Source organism: Variovorax sp. Root434 (genome assembly GCF_001426595.1).
Taxonomy (GTDB): domain Bacteria; phylum Pseudomonadota; class Gammaproteobacteria; order Burkholderiales; family Burkholderiaceae_C; genus Variovorax.
Window position 1 is genome coordinate 654,172 of sequence record NZ_LMEK01000001.1, and the last position, 19,301, is coordinate 673,472.

At 69.7% G+C, this 19,301-nt stretch carries 21 protein-coding genes; 8 read left to right on the plus strand and 13 right to left on the minus strand.

What is annotated here, in order from left to right:
• Positions 1–3 precede the first annotated feature (3 nt).
• Positions 4–657: a pyridoxamine 5'-phosphate oxidase gene (gene pdxH, locus ASD05_RS03065; RefSeq protein WP_056587818.1), complete on the minus strand. Its 654-nt coding sequence runs from the start codon at positions 655–657 to the stop codon at positions 4–6.
• 38 nt (positions 658–695) lie between these two features.
• Here pdxH and ASD05_RS03070 point away from each other — a divergent pair, with 38 nt between their 5' ends.
• Entirely contained in the window at positions 696–1,256 is a 561-nt protein-coding gene (locus tag ASD05_RS03070; RefSeq protein WP_414930034.1) for a nucleotidyltransferase family protein, read from the plus strand.
• Between the two features lie 19 nt (positions 1,257–1,275).
• Here the strand turns inward: ASD05_RS03070 and ASD05_RS03075 are convergent, their stop codons facing one another.
• A complete protein-coding gene (locus ASD05_RS03075; RefSeq protein ID WP_056587418.1) occupies positions 1,276–1,815 on the minus strand; it encodes a superoxide dismutase family protein in 540 nt (179 codons plus the stop codon).
• Complete coding sequence (locus tag ASD05_RS03080) at positions 1,812–2,516, minus strand: gamma-glutamylcyclotransferase (RefSeq protein ID WP_082571946.1); 705 nt, start codon at positions 2,514–2,516, stop codon at positions 1,812–1,814. The genes ASD05_RS03075 and ASD05_RS03080 overlap by 4 nt, the downstream gene beginning before the upstream one ends.
• A 135-nt stretch (positions 2,517–2,651) precedes the next feature.
• Here ASD05_RS03080 and ASD05_RS03085 point away from each other — a divergent pair, with 135 nt between their 5' ends.
• The 4 genes from ASD05_RS03085 (at position 2,652) to ASD05_RS03100 (ending at position 6,772) form a co-directional block, all read left to right on the plus strand.
• The gene (locus ASD05_RS03085; RefSeq protein WP_056587424.1) at positions 2,652–3,209 is read left to right on the plus strand and encodes an OmpA family protein; all 558 of its coding nucleotides are present in this window, start codon (positions 2,652–2,654) and stop codon (positions 3,207–3,209) included.
• 200 nt (positions 3,210–3,409) lie between these two features.
• On the plus strand, positions 3,410–5,251 hold the full coding sequence (gene edd / locus ASD05_RS03090) for a phosphogluconate dehydratase (RefSeq protein ID WP_056587427.1): 1,842 nt from the start codon (positions 3,410–3,412) through the stop codon (positions 5,249–5,251).
• A gap of 154 nt (positions 5,252–5,405) precedes the next feature.
• Complete coding sequence (gene eda, locus ASD05_RS03095) at positions 5,406–6,041, plus strand: bifunctional 4-hydroxy-2-oxoglutarate aldolase/2-dehydro-3-deoxy-phosphogluconate aldolase (RefSeq protein WP_007829490.1); 636 nt, start codon at positions 5,406–5,408, stop codon at positions 6,039–6,041.
• Between the two features lie 2 nt (positions 6,042–6,043).
• Complete coding sequence (locus ASD05_RS03100) at positions 6,044–6,772, plus strand: haloacid dehalogenase type II (protein WP_056587430.1); 729 nt, start codon at positions 6,044–6,046, stop codon at positions 6,770–6,772.
• Here ASD05_RS03100 and ASD05_RS03105 read toward each other — a convergent pair whose 3' ends face one another.
• From ASD05_RS03105 to ASD05_RS03150, 10 genes are all read right to left on the minus strand, one after another.
• Positions 6,773–7,306, minus strand: a complete 534-nt coding sequence (locus tag ASD05_RS03105) for a DUF1697 domain-containing protein (protein WP_056587434.1) — start codon at positions 7,304–7,306, stop codon at positions 6,773–6,775.
• The gene (gloA, locus tag ASD05_RS03110; RefSeq protein WP_042672808.1) at positions 7,306–7,719 is read right to left on the minus strand and encodes a lactoylglutathione lyase; all 414 of its coding nucleotides are present in this window, start codon (positions 7,717–7,719) and stop codon (positions 7,306–7,308) included. The genes ASD05_RS03105 and gloA overlap by 1 nt, the downstream gene beginning before the upstream one ends.
• Before the next feature lie 63 nt (positions 7,720–7,782).
• Positions 7,783–8,472: a glutathione S-transferase family protein gene (locus tag ASD05_RS03115; RefSeq protein ID WP_056587436.1), complete on the minus strand. Its 690-nt coding sequence runs from the start codon at positions 8,470–8,472 to the stop codon at positions 7,783–7,785.
• Between the two features lie 105 nt (positions 8,473–8,577).
• Positions 8,578–9,261 (minus strand): ABC transporter ATP-binding protein, encoded by a 684-nt coding sequence (locus ASD05_RS03120; RefSeq protein ID WP_056587439.1) that lies wholly within the window; start codon positions 9,259–9,261, stop codon positions 8,578–8,580.
• The gene (locus ASD05_RS03125) at positions 9,258–10,940 is read right to left on the minus strand and encodes an ABC transporter permease (RefSeq protein WP_056587443.1); all 1,683 of its coding nucleotides are present in this window, start codon (positions 10,938–10,940) and stop codon (positions 9,258–9,260) included. Before ASD05_RS03125 ends, ASD05_RS03120 begins: the two co-directional genes overlap by 4 nt.
• An 89-nt stretch (positions 10,941–11,029) precedes the next feature.
• Positions 11,030–12,085 (minus strand): Fe(3+) ABC transporter substrate-binding protein, encoded by a 1,056-nt coding sequence (locus ASD05_RS03130; protein ID WP_056587448.1) that lies wholly within the window; start codon positions 12,083–12,085, stop codon positions 11,030–11,032.
• 76 nt (positions 12,086–12,161) lie between these two features.
• On the minus strand, positions 12,162–14,018 hold the full coding sequence (locus tag ASD05_RS03135) for a BTAD domain-containing putative transcriptional regulator (protein ID WP_056587451.1): 1,857 nt from the start codon (positions 14,016–14,018) through the stop codon (positions 12,162–12,164).
• 48 nt (positions 14,019–14,066) lie between these two features.
• Positions 14,067–14,342, minus strand: coding sequence for a DUF4242 domain-containing protein (locus tag ASD05_RS03140; RefSeq protein ID WP_056587821.1), 276 nt, complete (start codon positions 14,340–14,342; stop codon positions 14,067–14,069).
• A 77-nt stretch (positions 14,343–14,419) separates the two neighbouring features.
• Positions 14,420–15,349, minus strand: coding sequence for a LysR substrate-binding domain-containing protein (locus ASD05_RS03145; protein ID WP_056587455.1), 930 nt, complete (start codon positions 15,347–15,349; stop codon positions 14,420–14,422).
• Positions 15,350–15,352: 3 nt separating this feature from the next.
• Positions 15,353–15,901 carry a PaaI family thioesterase gene (locus tag ASD05_RS03150; protein WP_056587458.1) on the minus strand — a complete coding sequence of 183 codons (549 nt, stop codon included), beginning with the start codon at positions 15,899–15,901 and terminating at the stop codon, positions 15,353–15,355.
• Positions 15,902–15,976: 75 nt separating this feature from the next.
• Here ASD05_RS03150 and ASD05_RS03155 point away from each other — a divergent pair, with 75 nt between their 5' ends.
• The 3 genes from ASD05_RS03155 (at position 15,977) to ASD05_RS03165 (ending at position 19,288) form a co-directional block, all read left to right on the plus strand.
• Positions 15,977–16,432, plus strand: coding sequence for a MarR family winged helix-turn-helix transcriptional regulator (locus tag ASD05_RS03155; protein ID WP_056587461.1), 456 nt, complete (start codon positions 15,977–15,979; stop codon positions 16,430–16,432).
• A 109-nt stretch (positions 16,433–16,541) separates the two neighbouring features.
• Positions 16,542–17,855 carry an MFS transporter gene (locus ASD05_RS03160; protein ID WP_056587464.1) on the plus strand — a complete coding sequence of 438 codons (1,314 nt, stop codon included), beginning with the start codon at positions 16,542–16,544 and terminating at the stop codon, positions 17,853–17,855.
• A gap of 17 nt (positions 17,856–17,872) precedes the next feature.
• Positions 17,873–19,288: an MATE family efflux transporter gene (locus tag ASD05_RS03165; protein ID WP_056587466.1), complete on the plus strand. Its 1,416-nt coding sequence runs from the start codon at positions 17,873–17,875 to the stop codon at positions 19,286–19,288.
• The last annotated feature ends 13 nt before the right edge of the window (positions 19,289–19,301 follow it).

The window sequence follows — 19,301 nt, forward strand, 5'->3', positions numbered from 1 at the left end:
AGCTCAGGGAGCCAAGCGCTCGCGCACCCAGTCCGCACCTTCGAGCCGATAGCGCAGCCGGTCATGCAGCCGGCTCTTGCGGCCCTGCCAGAACTCCCAGCGATCGGGCACCAGCCGGTAGCCGCCCCAGTGCGGCGGGCGCGGCGGCGAGAGCATGTGCTTGGCCGCGGCAACGGCGGCGTTCTTCACCAGCACGTCGCGTCCGCTGATCACCTCGCTCTGCGGGCTGGCCCAGGCGCCGATGCGCGAGTCGAGCGGGCGGCTCGCGAAGTAGGCGTCGCTCTCTTCGGGGCCTGCCTTCTCGACGCGGCCCTCGATGCGCACCACGCGCTCGAGTTCGACCCAGTGGAACTGCAGCGACGCATACGGATTGCCCGACAGCTCGCGGCCCTTGCGGCTCTCGTAGTTGGTGTACCAGACGATGCCGCGCGCGTCGTAGCCCTTGATGAGCACGATGCGGCTCGACGGCCGCAGGTCGCTGCCCACGGTGCACAGCGTCATCGCATTGGGCTCGGGCACCTGCGCGTCAATGGCTTCAGTGAGCCAGCGCTCGAACTGCTTCAGCGGATCGCCCGCGCTGTGGGCTTCGCCGAGTTCGGCGCGCTCGTAGCTCTTGCGCAGCGCCGCCAATGCGTCATTGGAGAGGGGAGAGGTCATGCCGGGATTGTTGCGCACATACTCGGCCCATGACGACCATGAAGGCGAATTCCCCGGTGGTGATCGTGCTGGCCTCGGGCCGCGGCGAACGCTTCATTGCGGCCGGCGGCACGGGCTCGAAGCTGAAGGCGCTGCTCGCCGGCAGGCCGGTGCTGGAGCGCACGCTCGACGCGGTGCGCGCCAGCGGTCTGCCGTGGCACGTGGAAGATGCGGGGCACCCCGGCATGGGCGATTCGATCGCGGCCGCGGTGCGCGCAACGCCCGATGCGGCGGGTTGGCTGATCCTGCCGGGCGACCTGCCGCTGGTGCAGCCCGCGACGCTGCAGGCCGTTGCAGCGGCCCTCGGCGGCCGGGTGAATGCCGTGCAGCCGCAGTACCGGGGCGAGCGCGGCCATCCGGTGGGCTTTGCCGCCGGGTGCGGTGCGCAACTCGCCATGCTGGAGGGAAGCCTCGGCGCATCGTCCATCCTGCGGTCGATGCGTGCCATCGATTCGGTGGCCGACCTGGTGGTGGACGACGTCGGCGTGGTCACCGACATCGACACGCCCGAGGCGCTGGCGCAGGCCGAGGCGCTGTGGCTGGCGCGCGAGGGCGCCTAGCTCTTGCCGCCCGTTTCGATCAGGGCTTGGTGATCACCGCACAGGCGATGCGCGGGCCCGAGTTGCCCGACGGCTGCGTCGTGAAGTCGTCGCGGTCGCGATGCACCACCAGGGCGCGGCCCACCACGTTGTTGGCCGCGCCGTCCGTCAGCGAGATCGAGTGGTCTTCCACGCTGAAGCGGGCCACGCCGCTGGCATCGGCCACCAGGCTCGGCAGCTCGCCGGCATGGCTGCCCGCGGCGGCGAACTTGCCGTGCGTGCCGCCGGTCGGGTTGAAGTGGCCACCCGAGGCGTCGCCGTTGTTGCCGCAGTCGCCCTTCTCGTGGATGTGGAAGCCGTGCTCGCTGCCCGGTGCCAGCCCGCGCACTTCGCCCGACACGCGCACGCCGTGGTCGAGCGCGGCGAAGGTCACCGTGCCGCGCGTCGGGTTGGGCGTGATGGCGCCGGTCGGTACCAGCTCGACGGCGGTGCTCGGCTTGCCGCCCATGCTGCCGCAGGCGGCGAGAAGGGCGGAGGCGAGGAGGGCGGCGCCGGCGGCGGCGAGACGACGTTGGGTCATGTGTTTTCCTTGGACGATTCGGAAGGTTGGGAAGAAGGGTCTGAAGACCCCGGAACATATACCGGAGGCTGCGGCGCCCCGCAATCGGCGGCGGCCTCGGTTTGCTGCTGGCGCTGCTGCTCCTGAGCGGCGGCCAGCGCCACCAGGCGGGCCAGCGCCGCGTCGTGGATCGAGTGGCGCTGCAGTTCGAGCAGCGTCTGGCGCGCGTAGTCGAGCGAAGTGCCGTAGCGGCCGACGGCGTTGGCGAAGATGTGGCGGTAGCGCTCGTCGCTGAGCTCGCCCGTAAAGTTGGGGCTGCGCCGCGACAGCGTGAACGCCAGCGCGCGCACGGGCCCCTCGGCTGTGCCGCAGCGCAGCCATTTCGGGTCGTACACGCCAGTCGGCATCTCGCGCAGCCAGAGCCGGCGCAGCGTTTCCAGACCCTCGGCCCTGGGCACGCGGAACACCATGCCACGGCAGCTGCCGCCCGAGAGCAATCCGAACACGAGGCCGGGCACCTGGACGCTGCCGCGGTTCACGCGGCTCCACATCTTCAGCGCGCGGTGCCAGCCGCGCACCCAGGCCTGGCGCCGCTCGACGAAGTCGAACTCGGGCCGCCAGATCAGCGAGCCATAGCCGAAAAGCCAGAGATCCTCATGCCCGCCCCAGTCGGCGATGGCGCGCTCGAGCATCGGCTGCGGATCGCGCAGAGGTTTGGGCATGGGGTCGAGTCCCGGCGGACCGGGGTTCGGCGCAGGGTCCGACATGGGAATGCCGGGACCGCCACCTACAATTTCCTGATCATGGTTCACCGCACCATTATTTACCTACCCCTTCCCTATGGAGCAAGACCCCCGATGAGCGATGACGACAGCCAGCAGAATTTCATCCTCGGATTCGTCATGGCGCTGATCGCCCTGGTGATCTTCTTCGTGGTTGGCATCGTGCTCTGGCACAAGGGCCACAACCCGGCGGCCGCGCGGGCCGCCGCCGCCGCCCCGGCGGTGGTGATCTCGGCGCCGGCCCCCGGCGCCGCGCCCAAGGTGGCCGAGGTCACCGAGACCGTGACGGTCACGATCCCCGACGGCGCAAGCATCCGCGTGGTCGATGGCGTGGTGAACTTCTACTTCGCGACCGGCAGCGCCGACCTCGCGCCCGGCGCCGCCGAGGCGCTGGCCGCGGTCATCAAGGGCGTCGAGAGCGGCCGCAAGGCGGTGGTCTCGGGCTTCCACGACACCACCGGCGATGCCGCCATCAACGAACAGCTCGCGAAGAAGCGCGCCGAGATGGTGCGCGACGTGCTCGTGGGCCTGGGCGTGCCCGCGGCCAAGGTCGACCTGCAGAGGCCCGCCGTGACAGCCGGCTCGGGCAACAACGCCGAGGCGCGCCGCGTCGAGGTGAAGCTGGTGGACTGAGCGCTGCGCATCGGCTGCAAGAACAAGAAGAAGCCCGGTGACGCCGGGCTTTTTCATGGGTGCTTCCCTGCATGGGCGCGGATGAGTGGATTCGTATTGGCGGGCACCCGGATTTCATCGGGCTTTCGTGCCCGGCTTGTTACCATGGGTCTCCAGGCCTACAGCCGCCCTGGCGGCACGCAGCAAGAGCCACCGACCCCATGAGCAGCAGCACACACCCCATCGTCCGCGACGTCACCGATCGCATCCGCGAGCGCAGCAAGGGGCTGCGCAGCGCGTACCTCTCCCGCCTCGCCGAAATCCGCGACCGCGACCGCGGCTCCGACCGCATGGGCTGCGCCAACGTGGCGCACGCCGTGGCCGGCATTCCGGCGAACGACAAGTTCCGCGTGGTGGCCGAGCGCGCGCCCAACATCGGCATCGTCACCGCCTACAACGACATGCTCTCGGCCCACGCGCCGTACCAGGGCTACCCCGACATCATCAAGCACGAGGCCCGCCGTCTCGGCGCCACCGCGCAGGTGGCCGGCGGCGTGCCCGCCATGTGCGACGGCGTCACGCAGGGCACCCCCGGCATGGAGCTGAGCCTGTTCAGCCGCGACCTGATCGCCATGAGCACGGCCGTCGCGCTCACGCACGATATGTTCGACAGCGCGCTGCTGCTTGGCGTGTGCGACAAGATCGTGCCGGGCCTGCTGATCGGCGCGCTGCACTTCGGCCATCTGCCGACCGTGTTCGTGCCCGCCGGCCCGATGCCCTCGGGACTGTCGAACAATGCCAAGTCGAAGGTGCGCGAGCAGGCGGCGCAAGGCCTCGTGGGCCGCCAGGGCCTGCTCGATGCCGAGATGGCCGCCTATCACACGATGGGCACCTGCACCTTCTACGGCACCGCCAACAGCAACCAGATGCTGCTCGAGGCCATGGGCCTGCACGTGCCCGGCACGGCCTTCATCCAGCCCGGCGACGCGATGCGCGAGACGCTCACGCGCGAAGCGGTGCGCACGGTGCTGGGCAAGGCGAGCGACATTTCGTTCCAGTGCCCGCCCATCGGCGAGATGGTGGACGAGCGCTGCATCGTCAACGCCATGGTTGCGCTGCTGGCCACGGGCGGCTCCACCAACCACCTGATCCACTGGGTGGCCGTGGCGCGCGCCGCCGGCATCGTGATCGACTGGGACGACTTCTCGAAGCTCTCCGACGTGGTGCCGCTGCTGAGCCGCGTGTACCCCAACGGCAGCGCCGACGTGAACGAGTTCCAGGCCGCGGGCGGCCCCGGCCTCGTGATCGGCGAGCTGGTCGACGCCGGCCTCATGCATGCCGACGTGCTGACGGTGCGCGCGGGCGGCATCCGCGAATACGCGAACATCCCGGCGCTGGTGGGCGATGGCGCCGAACAGCGCCTGCAATGGAGCCCCGCGGCGCCGCTGAAGAACGAAGCCATCACACGCACGGTCGCGAATCCGTTCAGTGCCACCGGCGGCCTCAAGCTGCTGGGCGGCAACCTCGGTCGCAGCGTCATCAAGGTGTCCTCGGTGCCCGACGACCGCCATGTCATCGAAGCGCCCGCACGCGTGTTCGACTCGCAGGCCGCGCTGCACAAGGCCTTCACCGCCGGCGAACTCGAGCGCGACGTGGTCTGCGTGGTGCGCTGGCAGGGCCCGCAGGCCAACGGCATGCCCGAGCTGCACAAGCTCACGCCGCCGCTGTCGGTGCTGCAGGGCAAGGGATTCCGCGTGGCGCTGGTCACCGATGGCCGCATGAGCGGCGCGTCGGGCAAGATACCGGCCGCCATCCACGTCTCGCCCGAAGCGGCTGCGGGCGGCCCGCTCGCCAAGGTGCGCGACGGCGACCTGATCCGCCTCGACGCGGTGGCGGGTACGCTGGCCGTGCTGCTGCCCGAAGACGAATGGGCCGCGCGCGAAACCGCGACGCTGCCCGAAGCGCAGCGCATCGCCGACGGACACGGCCTCGGCCGCGAACTGTTCGCCGGCATGCGCCGCAATGCATTGACCGCTGAAGAAGGAGCCTGCTCATGGCTGTAATCGGACTCGCCCCCAGGCTGCGCGCACTTCGTGTCGCTTCGCCAACCCCCTTCCGGGGCAACACCGGCGGCCCGGCAAAGCCGGTTCCGCGGTGTTTCTGGAATTGAGCACCGCGATTTTCAGGATCGCGTGCTTGACGTAATGGAGCTATGAAATGACAAAAAAACTCACCGCCCTCGAAGTCATGCGCGATGCGCCGGTCATTCCGGTCATCGTGCTGAACGACGTGAAAGACGCCGTCCCTCTCGCTCGCGCACTGGTGGCCGGCGGCATCCGCATGCTCGAAGTCACGCTGCGCACGCCGCAGGCGCTGCAGTGCATCGAAGCCATCGCCAGGGACGTTCCCGAGGCCGTGGCCGGTGCCGGCACCATCCGCAGCGCGGCCGACGCCCAGGCCTCGGCGCTGGCCGGCGCGAAGTTCGGCGTGAGCCCGGGCTACACGCGTGCGGTCGGCAAGGCCTGCCACGACCTCGGCCTGCCGCTGCTGCCCGGCGTGGCCACCGGCAGCGAGATCATGATGGCGCAGGAAGACGGCTACACCCAGCTCAAGTTCTTCCCCGCGCTGCAGGCCGGCGGGCTGCCGATGCTCAAGGCCTGGCAGGGTCCGTTCGGCGACGTCACCTTCTGCCCGACGGGCGGCATCCAGGCGGGCAACGCGGCCGAGTTCCTCGCGCTGTCGAACGTGGCCTGCGTGGGCGGTTCGTGGATCGTGCCGACCGACGCGATCCGCGAAGGCGACTGGGCTCGCATCGAGCAACTGGCACGCGCCGCGAGCCAGCTGCCGCGCTGATCATGCGCGCCGATTTCGACGCGAGCGACCTGAAGGTCATCGCGTTCGACGTCTTCGGCACGGTGGTCGACTGGCACAGCGGCATTGCCGCCGAGGCCGAGCGCGCATTGCCGGGCGTGGACGGCGCGGCCTTCGCGCTGGCGTGGCGCGCGGGCTACCAGCCCGCGATGAAGGCCGTGATGGAGCGCATTGCCGCGGGCGAGGGCGGCTTCACGCTGCTCGACGAGCTGCACCTGAGCATGCTCGAACAGGTGCTGCGCGATTTCGGCCTGTCCGAGCGCCTCGACACGGCCGCCAGGCGCGACCTGAGCCGCGCCTGGCACCGCCTGCCGGCCTGGCCCGATTCGGTGGCGGGGCTCACGCGGCTCAAGAAGAAGTTCACCATCTGCACGCTGTCGAACGGCAACATCGGCCTGCTCACCGAGATGGCGAAGCGCGCGGGCCTGCCCTGGGACTGCGTGCTGTCGGCCGAGGTGTTCAAGGCCTACAAGCCCGATCCGCGCACCTACCTCGGCGTGGCGGGTGTGTTCGATGCAACGCCCGGTCAGGTGATGCTGGCCGCCGCGCACCACGACGACCTGGCCGCCGCGCGCGTGTGCGGCCTGAAGACGGCCTACATCGAGCGTCCGTACGAATTCGGCCGCGCCAAGCCGAAGGACGTGTCACCGCAGCCGGACAACAACCTGCATGCGCGCGACATCGAGGCGCTGGCCGACCTGCTCGGCTGCTGATCAGCCGGTGAGCAGCTTCTCCACCGTACGCAGGTTGCGCGTGGTGGTGCTGGACTTGTAGCGCGTCTTGGCCAGCAGCTTGGCCACCGGCGTATCGAGGCTTTCGCCGCGCGGGCATTGCCAGTACAGCACGCCCTTGCCGGGCTTCAGCTGTTCGACATCGGTATCGACGGTGCCGGCCTTCTCCACGATCTCGTCGAGCATCGCGGTGTCCGAGCCGAACACGATATAGGGATGCCGCTCGTCGTCGATGCGCTCGAAGGGATAGGCCTTGGCCACGTCGGCCACCTGCTTCTGGGTGAGCAGCACGATCCACGCCTCGTAGCCGAATCGCTTGCGCAGCGCCTGCTCGATGCGCTTGCGCAATGCGTCGGCATCGCGCTCGTCGGTGTCGAACAGCACGTTGCCGCTGGCGAGCACGGTGCGCACCGCGGCGAAGCCGAGTTCTTCCGCGAACAGCGTCTTCAGGTCGGCGCTCTTGATCGCGATGCCGTTGACGTTCACGCCACGCAGCAGGGCAACGCGGCGGGTCATCAGCGCAGGCCGCCGCCGGCGGCGCCTTCGTCGCGCTGGATCAGTTCAATCTTGTACCCGTCGGGGTCCGTCACGAACGCGATCACGGTGGTGCCGCCCTTGACCGGCCCGGCCTCGCGCGTCACGTTGCCGCCCGCGGCCTTGATCTTCTCGCAGGCCGCGTATGCGTCGGGCACGCCCAGCGCGATGTGGCCGTAGGCGGTGCCCAGTTCGTAGCTCTCGGTGCCCCAGTTGTAGGTGAGCTCGATCTCGGCCTGCTCGGGGTTGCCCTTGCCGTAGCCGATGAAGGCGAGGCTGTACTTGTACTCGGGGTTCTCCGAAGTGCGCAGCAGGTTCATGCCGAGCACCTTGGTGTAGAAGTCGATGGAGCGCTGGAGGTTGCCGACGCGCAGCATGGTGTGGAGGAGTCGCATCTCGTGGGGGCCGTTGGGCGTGAAGAAAGGGAGGCCGCTATTGTCTGCGTCCCGCCGCGGCGATCAAGCCGCCAGTGTCAGCAGGTGGGCCTGGTGGCGCTTCAGGAATTCCATCAGGTGCTGGGGATATTCAGGCACCACCGCATCGCGCACGCTGGGGCGGGCCGCCAGCGCCTTGCGCCAGGCCTTGACCCTGGGCAGTGCGTCGAAGACATGCGAGTCGCTGATCGCGTCGAACACCTCGAAGTAGCGGAACACCGGTGCGAAGACCGCGTCGACGAGGCTGAAGTTCTGGCCGGCGAAGTAGGGGCCTTCTCCCGAGGCTGCCAGCGCCGCTTCCACGCGCTCGAACCTGGCGACGAGCGCCAGCCGCTTCTGCTCGAACACGGCCGCGTCCTGCGTGGTCTCGTAACCCCAGAGGTCGCCGAGGATGGCCGAGCCGAACTCCATCCACGCGCGATGTTCGGCGCGCTCGAGCGGGTCTTCGGGGTGCAGGCGGGCGCCGGGCTGTGTCTCCTCGAGGTACTCGCAGATCACGTTGCTCTCGAACAGCACGGCCTCGCTGCCGTCGGGCTTGTGAACCTTCAGCAGCGGTACCTTGCCGAGCGGCGAGATGTCGAGAAACCACTGGGGCTTGTTCGCGAGGTCGATGACCACGCGCTCGAAGGGCACGCCTTTTTCATGCAGCGCGATCGCGGCGCGCTGGACATACGGGCACAGCAGGTGGCTGACGAGGGTGAGGGCTTGCGTCATGGGGCTTTCCGTTCCTGGGTGATGGATGTGTCTGGAAGGCCGCGATTCTTGCGGTCCCGAACAACCTTTTCCCGGAAAGCCCATTCGGAAAACGGGCCTCGTGTGCTATGCCGCTGCGTCGAGCCAGTGCGTGATGCGCCCGCCGTGCATCACGCCGATGCGGTCGGCCATGGCGTGCGCCTCGGCCTCGTTGTGCGTGACGAGGATGGCGGTCTGGCCGGCCTGCTTGAGGATGCCGCGCACCTCCGCAGTCAGCCGCTCGCGCGTGCCGCCGTCGAGGTTGGAGAACGGCTCGTCGAGCAGCAGCAGGGCGGGCGAGGGCGCGAGCGCGCGGGCCAGCGCGACGCGTTGCTGCTGGCCGCCGGAGAGCTCGTGCGGATAGCGTTCGCCCGCGTCGTCGAGGCCGACCAGCGCCAGCATTTCCGCCACGCGCGATTGCTGCGCCGTGCGGTCGAGCCGGCGCAGGCCGAAGGCCACGTTCTTCGCGGCCGACAGGTGCGGGAACAGCGCGTACTCCTGGAACATCATGCCCACGTGCCGCTGCTCGGGCGGCAGGTGCTTCTGCGCGGACGAGAGCAGCACGTCGCCGAGCCGGACCGTGCCGGCGCGCACGGGCTCGAAGCCTGCGATGGCACGCAGCACCGTCGTCTTGCCGCAGCCCGAAGGGCCGAACAGGCAGCCGATTTCGCCGGCGTCCAATGCCAGCGAGAAACCGTCGACGACCGTGTGCGGGCCGCGCGGTGTGTCGTATGCGAGCTGGATCGCGTCGAGGTGCAGGGGGGAACTCATGGTGTCTGGTCGGGGCCGGGTGCGACCGAAGGCGCGCCCAGCTGGTTGCGCGCGAGCAGCAGGACGGGCAGCAGGCCGGCCAGCACGATGGCGAGCGCGGCAATCGCGCCTTCTTCATACGTACCGCGCGCGGCCTCGGCGTAGAGCCAGGTGGCGAGGGTGTCGAAATTGGCGGGCCGCAGCAGCAGCGTGGCCGGCAGCTCCTTCATCGCATCGACGAACACCAGCAGCGCGCCCGTGGCGATGGCGGGGCGCAGCAGCGGCAGGTGCACGCGGCGCAGCGTGCCGCCGGTGGTTTCGCCGAGCAGGCGCGAGGCCTGCTCGATGGCGGGCGGAATGCGCGCGAGGCCGGCCTCGATACCGCCGACCGGCATCGCGAGAAAGCGGATCGCGCAGGCCACGACCAGCACGATGCCCGCGCCCATGAGCGGCAGACCCTGCCATCCGAATGCCGTGGCGAGCGCGCTGTCGAAGGCCAGTGCTGGCGTGAGCAGCCCGATGGCCAGCACCGTGCCCGGCACCGCGTAGCCCAGCGTCGCCGCACGCGCCTGCCATCGTGCGCGGTTGGCGAGGCCCGCGCCCTGGCTGCGCGAGGCCCAGGCGACGACCAGCCCCGCCGCGACCGTGGCCGCGGTGACACCCGAAGCCAGCGCCAGCGTGTTGCCGAGGCTCGCGACCAGGCCTTGGGAAATGCCGCCGCCCTGATGCACCCGCTTGAAACTTTCCCGCACGAGGTAGAGCGCAGGGGCCACGAAGCCGATCAGCACCGGCAGCGCCGCCGCCGCGCTGGCGGCCCAGGCCGCGCCACCGTGCAGCCGCCGCGGCTGCACCGCGCGCATGCGCTGCGCCGAGCCGAAGCGCTGGTGCTGCCGGCCATTGCGTTCGAGCCAGACCAGCGCCACCACCACGAACAGCATCGCGCAGGCGATCTGCGCAGCCCCCGCCAAGTCGGAGCGCGTGATCCACGTCGTGTAGACAGCCACCGTCAACGTGTTCACGCCGAGGAACTCCGAGGCGCCGATGTCGTTGAGCGTCTCGAGCAGCGCGAGGCTCAGCCCCACGGCCAGCGCCGGCCGCGCCAGCGGCAGCGCCACGCGGAAGAACGCGCCGCGCCGGCTTTCGCCGAGCGTGCGCGCCGCTTCCATCAGGTGCGCCGGCTGCGTCATGAACATCGCGCGCGCCGTCATGTAGACGTACGGATAGAGCACGAAGCCCAGCACGAAGATCGCACCCGGTATCGAGCGCAGATCGGGCAGGCGGAACTGGCGCGGGCTGTCGAAGCCCAGCACCCAGCGGATCGCGCCCTGCACGGGGCCGATGGGGTGCAGCAGGTCGAGGTACGCGAAGGCGACGATGTAGGTCGGCATCGCCAGCGGCAGCAGCAGCGCCCAGTGCAGCACACCGCGGCCGGGGAAGTCATGCGCCGTCACCAGCCACGCGCAGCCGGTGCCGATCACCAGCACCAGCACGCCCACGCCCGCAAGCAGCATGGCCGTGTTGAGCGCCGCTTGCGGCAGCACGTGCGCGAACAGCGGCCCCCAGTGCCCGAGGCCCGAGCCGAAGGCGAGCCACGCCAGCGTGAGCACCGGCGCGAGCACGCCGACGGCGATCAGGAACGACGCGCAGCGCCACGCCGGGCTTGCTGCGCGCAGGCCCTCATGCCGACCGTTGATGGTCATGCGGAACAAGGCTTCTCCATCGTGCGCGCTTCTTCCAGGAACACCGTGGAACCGGCTTCGCCGGGCCGCAGCCTGGGGGCGAGCCAACGCTACTGGTCGAAGCCGACCTTGTCGACCAGCGCGCTGGCCTGCTTGCGGTACTTGGCGATCTCGGCCACGGGCAGCGGGTCGGCCTTCAGCTCGCCGATGCTCGACGCGATGATCGGGTCGAGCGCGACGCCCTTGCGCACCGGGTACTCGTAGTTGGTCTGCGCATACAGCGCCTGCGCCGGCTCCGACACCAGGAACTCGAGCAGCTTGACCGCGTTGGCGCGCTGCGGCGCGTTCTTCGCCACGGCCGCGCCGCTGATGTTGACGTGCGTGCCGCCGCTCTTGGCGAAGGTCGGGCGCACCACCTTGATGGCGTCACCCCACTTGCGCGCGTCGGTGCCTTCCTTGGAACTCTTCATCTGGCCGACGTAGTACGAGTTGGCCAGGCCCACGTCGCAGATGCCGCCGAGGATGTCGCGCGCCACGTCGCGGTCGCCGCCGGTGGCCTTGCGCGCCAGGTTAGCCTTGACGCCGCGCAGCCACTGCTCGGCCTTGGCTTCGCCGTCGTGCGCGATCAGCGCGGCGACCAGCGCGGTGTTGTAGGGATGCTGGCCGGCGCGGATGCAGACCTTGCCCTTGTATTTCGGGCTGGCGAGGTCTTCGTAGCGGAAGCTCGCGAGCGGCAGGGCCTTGTCGGCATAGAGCACGCGCGCGCGCAGCGAGAGCGAGAACCACTGGCCGTCGGCGCCGCGCAGGTTGGCTGGAATGGCCGATTCGAGCGCGGGCGATTTCACGGGCTGCGTCACGCCGCCGTCGACCAGGTCCATCAGCGCGCCGATGTCCACGGTCATCAGCACATCGGCCGGCGAGCGGGCGCCTTCGGCCTTGACGCGCTCCAGCAGGCCGTCCTTCACGAACACGGTGTTGACCTTGATGTTGCTCTGCGCGCTGAAGGCGGAGATCAGCGGCTGGATCAGCGCGGGCTCGCGCGTCGTGTAGAGCGTGAGTTCGTCATTCGCAGCGTGGGCGGGCAGGGCGGTGAGGGCGAGCCAAGCGGTGGTGACGCCGATCAGTGTGCGCGCGGCGCGGACTTGAGCGCCAGAGCGTTCGGTCATGAAAAATCCTCCAGACGGTGACGTGTTCTTGTGAAAACATCGGCGGCACGGCGTGCGGCGCCAATGCGAACAATTATCACTGACGAAGAGAGGATGAGCCGTTTGGACTTACGAGCTGAAGGCCTACTGCAGGCGAATCGACGTTCAGTGTCAACGCCGTGAGCGCCGGATTGTCGATGTCTGTGGCCAGGGTTCGTGCGGCCACTGCCCCATCCGGATCGTCGAGGGCGGCGCGAAGGAGGTGGGCCCGCACCACGAGTTCCCGCATGCCGGTTCGTGCGGCGATGTCCATCAACTCGTCCACCTGCCGGCGGATCGGCGACGTGCGCCGCGACACGCCAAGGCGGCAAAGCGCCTCGAGCACATAGGCCTCGCCCCACAGGTAGGCGTCCGGCGGGCGGGTGCAGCGAGCCAGTGTGTCCAGCAGGATTTCCTCCGCGCGCGCAGCGTCGCCGCGCGCCATCGCGACCAATCCGAGGCCGCGGCCGGCTATGCCTTCCCAGCACGGATCGCCCAACTGGCATCCCAGCGCGAAGGCGTGCTCGAAGCGCTCCGCGGCCGACTCCAGTTGGCCGTCGCTCAGATCGATTTCGGCGCGAAAGGACAAGGGCCAGGGAAGGAAGGCGGTCCACAACCGGCCTGCCTGGTCGACGGCACGGTCGACGATCGGCCTTGCTGCTTCCCACTCGCCGCGCAGGATCATGGCCCGACCCAGCATGGACTCGGCGTAGATCACCTGTTTGGGCTCGCTCGCCTCCAACGCCCAGGCTGCGGCGTCGCGCAGCGTTTCCATGGCGGCCGGGTAGTAGGCCGTGTCGCTCAGGATGGAGCCCTTCACTGTGGCGATCCGGGCCCGCTCGGCAAGGCAGTCGCCTGCCAACGGCTCGGCCCGCGCCATCCACGCCAGCGCGCGCTCGTAGCGCCCTCGCAAGAACTCGACGTAGCCCAGTTCGCGGCATGCGGCGGCGGCCAGTGCGGGCGCGGCTTCACGGCCGATGGCCAAGGCCTCGTGCAGGGCCGCGGCGCCCTCTTCGTCGCGGCCGCGCGCTGCGTGCACCAGTGCGCCGCCCAGCGCAACCCGCACGCGCGTGCGCAGGGCGGGATCGCCGGTGCCATCGGCGTCGACCATGGCTCGGCGCAGGCATTGCAGGCCGGCCTCGAGCACGCCCGCGCCGATGGCGGCCTCGCCCGCCTCGAGCTGCGCCAAGGCACCCGCGCGACCGATGGCCGGCCGGGCCGTCGGCGTGGCCGTCACGGTGTGCAGCGCGTCGGCCAGCGCGGGCCCGGGTGCGACGCCAAGCTGGCGCCTGAACAGTTCCCGGCAGGCGGCGGCCTGCCGCGCCGCGCCCACCCCATCGCCCGCCGCCGCAAGGCAGCGCACCAGCAGGACGTGCGCGTTCTCGTCCAGCGGGTCCAGGCTGACGAGCCGGTAGGCCAGCTCGGCGGCCGCGCCCGGCGCGCCGCCCGCAACCCGGGACAGGGCGGCCTCGCGCAGCACAGCCTCCGACGTGGCTTGCATCCTTCGTCGCTCGGACTGCAGCCACGCTGCGAACGATGGGCTCGATGAAAAGCCCAGGCCCTCCAGCAACTCGCATCCGAGCCCATGGAGCGACAACGCGTCCGACCAGTCGCCCCGCGTCAGCACGGCAACGTCCACGCCGGCGACGTGCTCATGGGGAAAGGCGATCGCATCTCCGCGCAGCGTGCAGTCGCCCAGGGCCCGACGCAGTTCGCGAAGGTTCCAGCGCAGCGCAGCCAGCGGGTCTTCCGCGTCTTCGAACAGCAATCCGGCCAGGCGCTGCCGCGCAACAGCGCTCGGTTGGAGCGCGAGATAGGCAAGCAGTCCCCAGGCCTTGTGGCCCCGGATGGGCGCGACCGGGCCGTCTGCGCTCACCACACATGGCACGCCGAGAAGCTGGACGAAGGGCCTCATGCCCGCAGTGTGGCAGAGCGAGGCACGGGGCGCAGCAGGATGGAGGGGTCAGGCCTCCGCCGTCGTCGGATCGATCGTCGTCACCACGCGCGCCACGCTGTCGGCGGGAAATCCGCCCCTGCGCGCGTGCTCGCGCACCAGCTCTTCGCTGGCCGCGTTGTAGACGCAGTAGATCTTGTCGCCCGTGACGTAGCTGTGGACCCATTGCACGTCGGGGCCGAGTTCGCGCAGGACGCCGCACGACTTCTGGGATACGGCCTGCAGTTCGGCGGCGCTGGCGCCGCCGATGTTGGGAATGGCGCGTTCGATGACGAATTTGGGCATGAAGCTCACCTTGAAGAGAGAGTCGAAGGGAGCGCGACCGTAGGCGCGGCGCGTTTGAGCTTGCGTTTGACGGCGGGTTACCCCACTGCGGCCGAAGCCTGCCGTGCGAGCGACAGCGCCAGGTAGTCGACGAAGGCGCGCACGCGCGCGGCAAGTCGGTGGCGCTGCGGGTAGACCGCGTAGATGTCCGCGTCCGGCGTGTGGTACTGCGGCAGGACCTGCACGAGGAGGCCACTGCGCAGGTGGCGGGCAATGTCCCACTCCGCGCGCATCAGGATGCCGTGCCCGTCGAGCGCCCAGTTGACGGCGATCTCTCCGTCGTTCGTCGTCAGCGTGCCGCGTGTCTTGACGGCCTGCGTGGTGGCGCTCTTGCCCCGGCCGCTCGACAGCCGCCAGAGGCCGTAGGCCTCCTCGCCCTGCCGGATGCCGATGCAGTTGTGCCTGGAGAGGTCGCTGGGCACCTTGGGCATGCCGCGCCTGGCGATGTAGGCCGGCGCGGCGCACAGCAGGCGGCGGTTGGCCGCGATCCGCCTTGCGATCACGCGCGAATCCGGCGGCGCGCCGAAGCGCACGCAGACATCGAAGGAATCGTCCGTCAGCGGCGGCGGATTGACCGACAGCTGGAGCTGCACTTCCACCTCCGGATATTCGCGCACGAACTTGGATATCAGCGGTGCGATGTGGCTGCGGCCGAAGCCGAGCGTGGCGTTGACGCGCAGCAGTCCCCGTGGCGTCGCCTTCGACGCGCCCAGCATCTCGCCCATGCTGTCGATGTCGTTCAGGATGCGGCGCGCGTGCTCGAGATAGAGCTCGCCTTCGGGCGTCAGGCTCATGCGCCGCGTGGTGCGGTTGAGCAGGCTGACACTCAGGCGCGCTTCCATCTGCGCGAGATGCTTGCTCACGGCCGCCGTCGAGACACCCAGCTCGCGTGCCGCGGCACTGAGGCTGCCGGCGCTCGCCAGCGCGCAGAAGAAGCCCAGATCGGCCGGCTGGATCTCGTTTCCCACGGCTCAGCCCGCCGGGCGAGTCTCGAACACCAGGCAGGTCGTGGTGGCATGCGCGTACAGCGTGCCATCGGGTCCGAAGAGGCGAGCCTCGGCGGTGGCCAGCTGGCGGCCGCAGTGGATCACCTTGCCCTCGGCACGCACACGCTGCACCTTGGGCGTCAGGCCTTTCACGTAGTTCACGCTCAGCTCGGCGGTGGTGTAGGCCCGCCCGGGCGGCATCATCGTGTGAATCGAACAGCCCAGGGCGGAGTCGAGCATCGTGGCGACCCAGCCGCCATGGATGGTGCCCAGCGGGTTCAGGTGCTGCGGCAGCGGCGTGCCCTGGAAGATGGCCACGCCCGGGCGCACTTCGAGGATCGTGAAGTCCAGCGTCCTGGCGATGGCTGCAAAGGGAATCTCGCCGTTCAGCATCGCCTGCATCACCTCGAGGCCGGTCTTGCCCGCGATCTGGTCGGGGCGGGCGAGGCCGGGGCCTGGACCGGCTTCGAGGCGTTCGGTGATCTTTCGCTCTTCGGCGATCCATGCGTCGAGCTGGCTGGGGTTCTGCGTCATGCCGGGTGTTCTCCTGTCCGGGTTGCCTGGAGGGTTAAGTTGCATATGCAATAGTTGCAGCTACAATAATACCCCATGGACACCCTCGCCAAGCCACGCGGCTGCACCAGCTTAAAGGTGCGCCAGCTCTCGCGCCGCCTCTCGCAGCACTACGACGCCGAGGTGTCGAAGAGCGGCCTCAAGACCACACAGTACTCGCTGCTGTCGAATCTGGCGCGGCTCGGTCCCTCGCGTCCGGTCGACCTGGCGAGCGAACTCAAGATGACAGCCTCGACCCTGAGCCGCAACCTGCAGCCGCTGATCGCCGCGGGCTGGATCTCGCTGGGCGCCGGCGCCGATGCGCGCAGCCGGCTGGTGCAGATCACCGAAGAAGGCGATGCCAAGCGCCGCGAGGCGCAGCTGCACTGGAAGGCAGCGCAGCAAAAACTCAATGCGCTGCTGGGCGTCGAGCGCGTGCTCGCGCTGCACCGGCTGATCGACGAGTCGATGGAACTGCTGGGCGCGGAGGACGAGCCCGACGCCGAAGACTGACCCTTTTCCTTCCAACCGCAAGCCTTCACCCATCGCGTCCGAGGCCGCGCGCGGATTCCGTTTTCGTTTCTTGCTTCTCCTCACATTCAATTCCAACAGCAGAGGTCCCATGTTCGCCACTCCCGTCTCCGCATGGCTGCAGCGCCGCGGCATTCACTACGGATGGATCGTCGCCGCCATCACCTTCCTGACCATGCTGACCATGTCGGCCGCGCTGGGCCTGCCGGGCGCCATGCTGCAGCCGCTGGGCAAGGAGTTCGGCTGGAGCACCGGGCAGATCTCGTCGGCGCTGGCGCTTCGTTTCGCGCTGTTCGGCCTGATGGGGCCGTTCGCCGCGGTGCTGATGGAGCGCTACGGACTGCGCGCCGTGGTCTGCACCGGCCTCGCGCTGGTCGGGTTGGGCATGGCGCTGGTCACCATGGCTTCGCAGCTGTGGCACCTGTTCGTGCTGTGGAGCCTGATGCTGGGCCTGGGCACCGGCATGACGGCGCTGGTGCTCGGCGCGGTGGTGGCCAACCGCTGGTTCGTCGCGCGGCGCGGCCTCGTCGTCGGCATGCTCACGGCCAGTTCGGCCACCGGTCAGCTGGCCTTCCTGCCGCTCGCGGCCTGGATGATCGAGCACTGGGGCTGGCGCTCGGCCATCGTGCCGATCGTGGCCGGCAGCATCCTCATCGGCGTGCTGGCGCTGTGCCTCATGCGCAACCGGCCTTCGGACCTCGGCCTGCTGCCCTACGGCGAGTTGCCCGGCACGCAACCGGCCGCGCCTGCCGCCGCCGCGCCGGCGATGAACTTCGCCACGCCGTTTCGCGTGTTGAAGGAAGTTTCGACCAACCGCACCTTCCTTATCCTCGCCGCCACCTTCTTCATCTGCGGCCTGAGCACCAACGGGCTCGTGCAGACGCACTTCATCTCGCTGTGCGGCGACTACGGCATGAGCGCAGTGCCCGCGGCCTCGGTGCTCGCCATGATGGGGGCCTTCGACTTCGTCGGCACCATCCTCTCGGGCTGGCTCTCGGACCGCTACGACAACCGCAAGCTGCTCTTCTGGTACTACGGCCTGCGCGGCCTGTCGCTGTTCTGGCTGCCGCATTCGGAGTTCACCATCTACGGCTTGGGCATCTTCGCGATGTTCTACGGCCTCGACTGGATCGCCACCGTGCCGCCGACCGTCAAGCTCGCGGGCGCCGCCTTCGGCCCCGCCAAGGTGGGCCTGGTATTCGGCTGGGTCTTTGCCGCGCACCAGCTGGGCGCCGCCACGGCCGCCTACGGCGCCGGCTTTGCACGCACGCTGCTGCTGACCTACACACCGGCGCTCTACGCGGCCGGCGCAGCCTGCCTGGTGGCGGCGCTGATCGTGATGATGATCCGCCGTCCCGCGGCAAAGGCCGGCGCGCAGGTCGCGCCCGCCGCGGTACGGGCCTGAGCGCGCGGAGCCCCGACATGACGGCAGCCCACACCGAACTCGACCCGCGCACGCGCCGCCTGCTCGAGGCGCCCATCGTGCCCACCCTGCTGCGCCTCGCGGCGCCCAATGTGCTGGTGATGCTGGCACAGGCCTCCGTCGGCCTCATCGAGACCTACTTCGTCGGCAAGCTCGGCACCGATGCGCTCGCCGGCATGGCGCTGGTGTTTCCCATCGTGATGCTGATGCAGATGACCTCCAGCGGCGCGATGGGCGGCGGCATCGCCTCGTCGATCGCGCGCGCACTCGGCGCGCGCCGCAAAGACGATGCGGATGCGCTGGTGTGGCATGCCATCGTCATCGCGCTGGGTTTCGGCCTGTGCTTCACGCTGGCGCTGCCGCTGGGCGGGCGCTGGCTCTACGGGACCATGGGCGGCACGGGGCCGGCGCTCGAGGCTGCGCTTACTTACTCGCACTGGGTGTTCGCGGGCGCGACGCTGGTGTGGCTCTTCAACTCGCTCTCGGCCATCATCCGCGGCACCGGCAACATGTCGGTGCCGGCCAACGTGACGGTGGCGGGCGTGGTGTTCCTCGTTCCCGCGTCGCCGCTGCTGATCTTCGGCATCGGACCGCTGCCGGGCATGGGCATCGCGGGCGGTGCGATGGCGCTGCTGCTGTACTACCTGCTGGGCTCTATCGCGCTGATCGTCTACCTGCGCTCGCCGCGCAGCCTGCTGCGGCCCACGCTGGCCGCGCTCAAGCTGCGCTGGCCGCTGTTCCGCGACATCCTGCGCATCGGGCTGGTGGGCGCGGTGTCGACGGTGGCGACCAACCTGTCGATCGGCATCGCCACCGCGCTGACAGGTCATTTCGGTTCGGGCGCGCTGGCCGGCTACGGCACGGCCTCGCGGCTCGAATACCTGCTGGTGCCGCTGGTGTTCGGCCTCGGCGCGCCGCTGGTGGCCATGGTCGGCACCTGCATGGGGGCAGGGCAGCGCGAACGCGCGCTGCGCGCCACCTGGACCGGCGCGGCGCTGGCCTTTGCGCTCACGGAAACCATCGGACTCGCGGCCGCGCTGTTCCCGCGCCCGTGGCTGCTGCTGTTCGGCAGCGACCCGGCGATGCTCGAGACCGGCGCGCACTACCTGCGCGTGGTCGGGCCGCAGTATGGCTTCTTCGGCGTCGGGCTGGTGTTGTATTTCGCGTCGCAGGGCGCGGGCCGCCTGCTGTGGCCGGTGCTGGGCAACATCGCGCGCCTGGCGGTGGCGGGCACGGGCGGCTGGCTCGCGCTGCGCTGGGGCGGCGGGCTCACCGGCGTGTTCGCGGCGCAGGGCGTGGCGCTGGCGGTGTACGGCATCGTGATCGCATCGGCCATCGCGGGCGGGGCCTGGTTCGGCCGCGTCGGCTGGCCGCGCACCACTGGTGGGCTGCTGCGGCGCGTGCCGCAGGCCTGATGAAGCTTGCCCC

Coding starts and splice junctions, on each gene's coding strand:
- pdxH (WP_056587818.1), bottom strand. CDS start 657: ATGACCTCTCCCCTCTCCAATGACGCATTGGCGGCGCTGCGCAAGAGC.
- ASD05_RS03070 (WP_414930034.1), top strand. CDS start 696: ATGAAGGCGAATTCCCCGGTGGTGATCGTGCTGGCCTCGGGCCGCGGC.
- ASD05_RS03075 (WP_056587418.1), bottom strand. CDS start 1,815: ATGACCCAACGTCGTCTCGCCGCCGCCGGCGCCGCCCTCCTCGCCTCC.
- ASD05_RS03080 (WP_082571946.1), bottom strand. CDS start 2,516: ATGCCCAAACCTCTGCGCGATCCGCAGCCGATGCTCGAGCGCGCCATC.
- ASD05_RS03085 (WP_056587424.1), top strand. CDS start 2,652: ATGAGCGATGACGACAGCCAGCAGAATTTCATCCTCGGATTCGTCATG.
- edd (WP_056587427.1), top strand. CDS start 3,410: ATGAGCAGCAGCACACACCCCATCGTCCGCGACGTCACCGATCGCATC.
- eda (WP_007829490.1), top strand. CDS start 5,406: ATGACAAAAAAACTCACCGCCCTCGAAGTCATGCGCGATGCGCCGGTC.
- ASD05_RS03100 (WP_056587430.1), top strand. CDS start 6,044: ATGCGCGCCGATTTCGACGCGAGCGACCTGAAGGTCATCGCGTTCGAC.
- ASD05_RS03105 (WP_056587434.1), bottom strand. CDS start 7,306: ATGACCCGCCGCGTTGCCCTGCTGCGTGGCGTGAACGTCAACGGCATC.
- gloA (WP_042672808.1), bottom strand. CDS start 7,719: ATGCGACTCCTCCACACCATGCTGCGCGTCGGCAACCTCCAGCGCTCC.
- ASD05_RS03115 (WP_056587436.1), bottom strand. CDS start 8,472: ATGACGCAAGCCCTCACCCTCGTCAGCCACCTGCTGTGCCCGTATGTC.
- ASD05_RS03120 (WP_056587439.1), bottom strand. CDS start 9,261: ATGAGTTCCCCCCTGCACCTCGACGCGATCCAGCTCGCATACGACACA.
- ASD05_RS03125 (WP_056587443.1), bottom strand. CDS start 10,940: ATGACCATCAACGGTCGGCATGAGGGCCTGCGCGCAGCAAGCCCGGCG.
- ASD05_RS03130 (WP_056587448.1), bottom strand. CDS start 12,085: ATGACCGAACGCTCTGGCGCTCAAGTCCGCGCCGCGCGCACACTGATC.
- ASD05_RS03135 (WP_056587451.1), bottom strand. CDS start 14,018: ATGAGGCCCTTCGTCCAGCTTCTCGGCGTGCCATGTGTGGTGAGCGCA.
- ASD05_RS03140 (WP_056587821.1), bottom strand. CDS start 14,342: ATGCCCAAATTCGTCATCGAACGCGCCATTCCCAACATCGGCGGCGCC.
- ASD05_RS03150 (WP_056587458.1), bottom strand. CDS start 15,901: ATGACGCAGAACCCCAGCCAGCTCGACGCATGGATCGCCGAAGAGCGA.
- ASD05_RS03155 (WP_056587461.1), top strand. CDS start 15,977: ATGGACACCCTCGCCAAGCCACGCGGCTGCACCAGCTTAAAGGTGCGC.
- ASD05_RS03160 (WP_056587464.1), top strand. CDS start 16,542: ATGTTCGCCACTCCCGTCTCCGCATGGCTGCAGCGCCGCGGCATTCAC.
- ASD05_RS03165 (WP_056587466.1), top strand. CDS start 17,873: ATGACGGCAGCCCACACCGAACTCGACCCGCGCACGCGCCGCCTGCTC.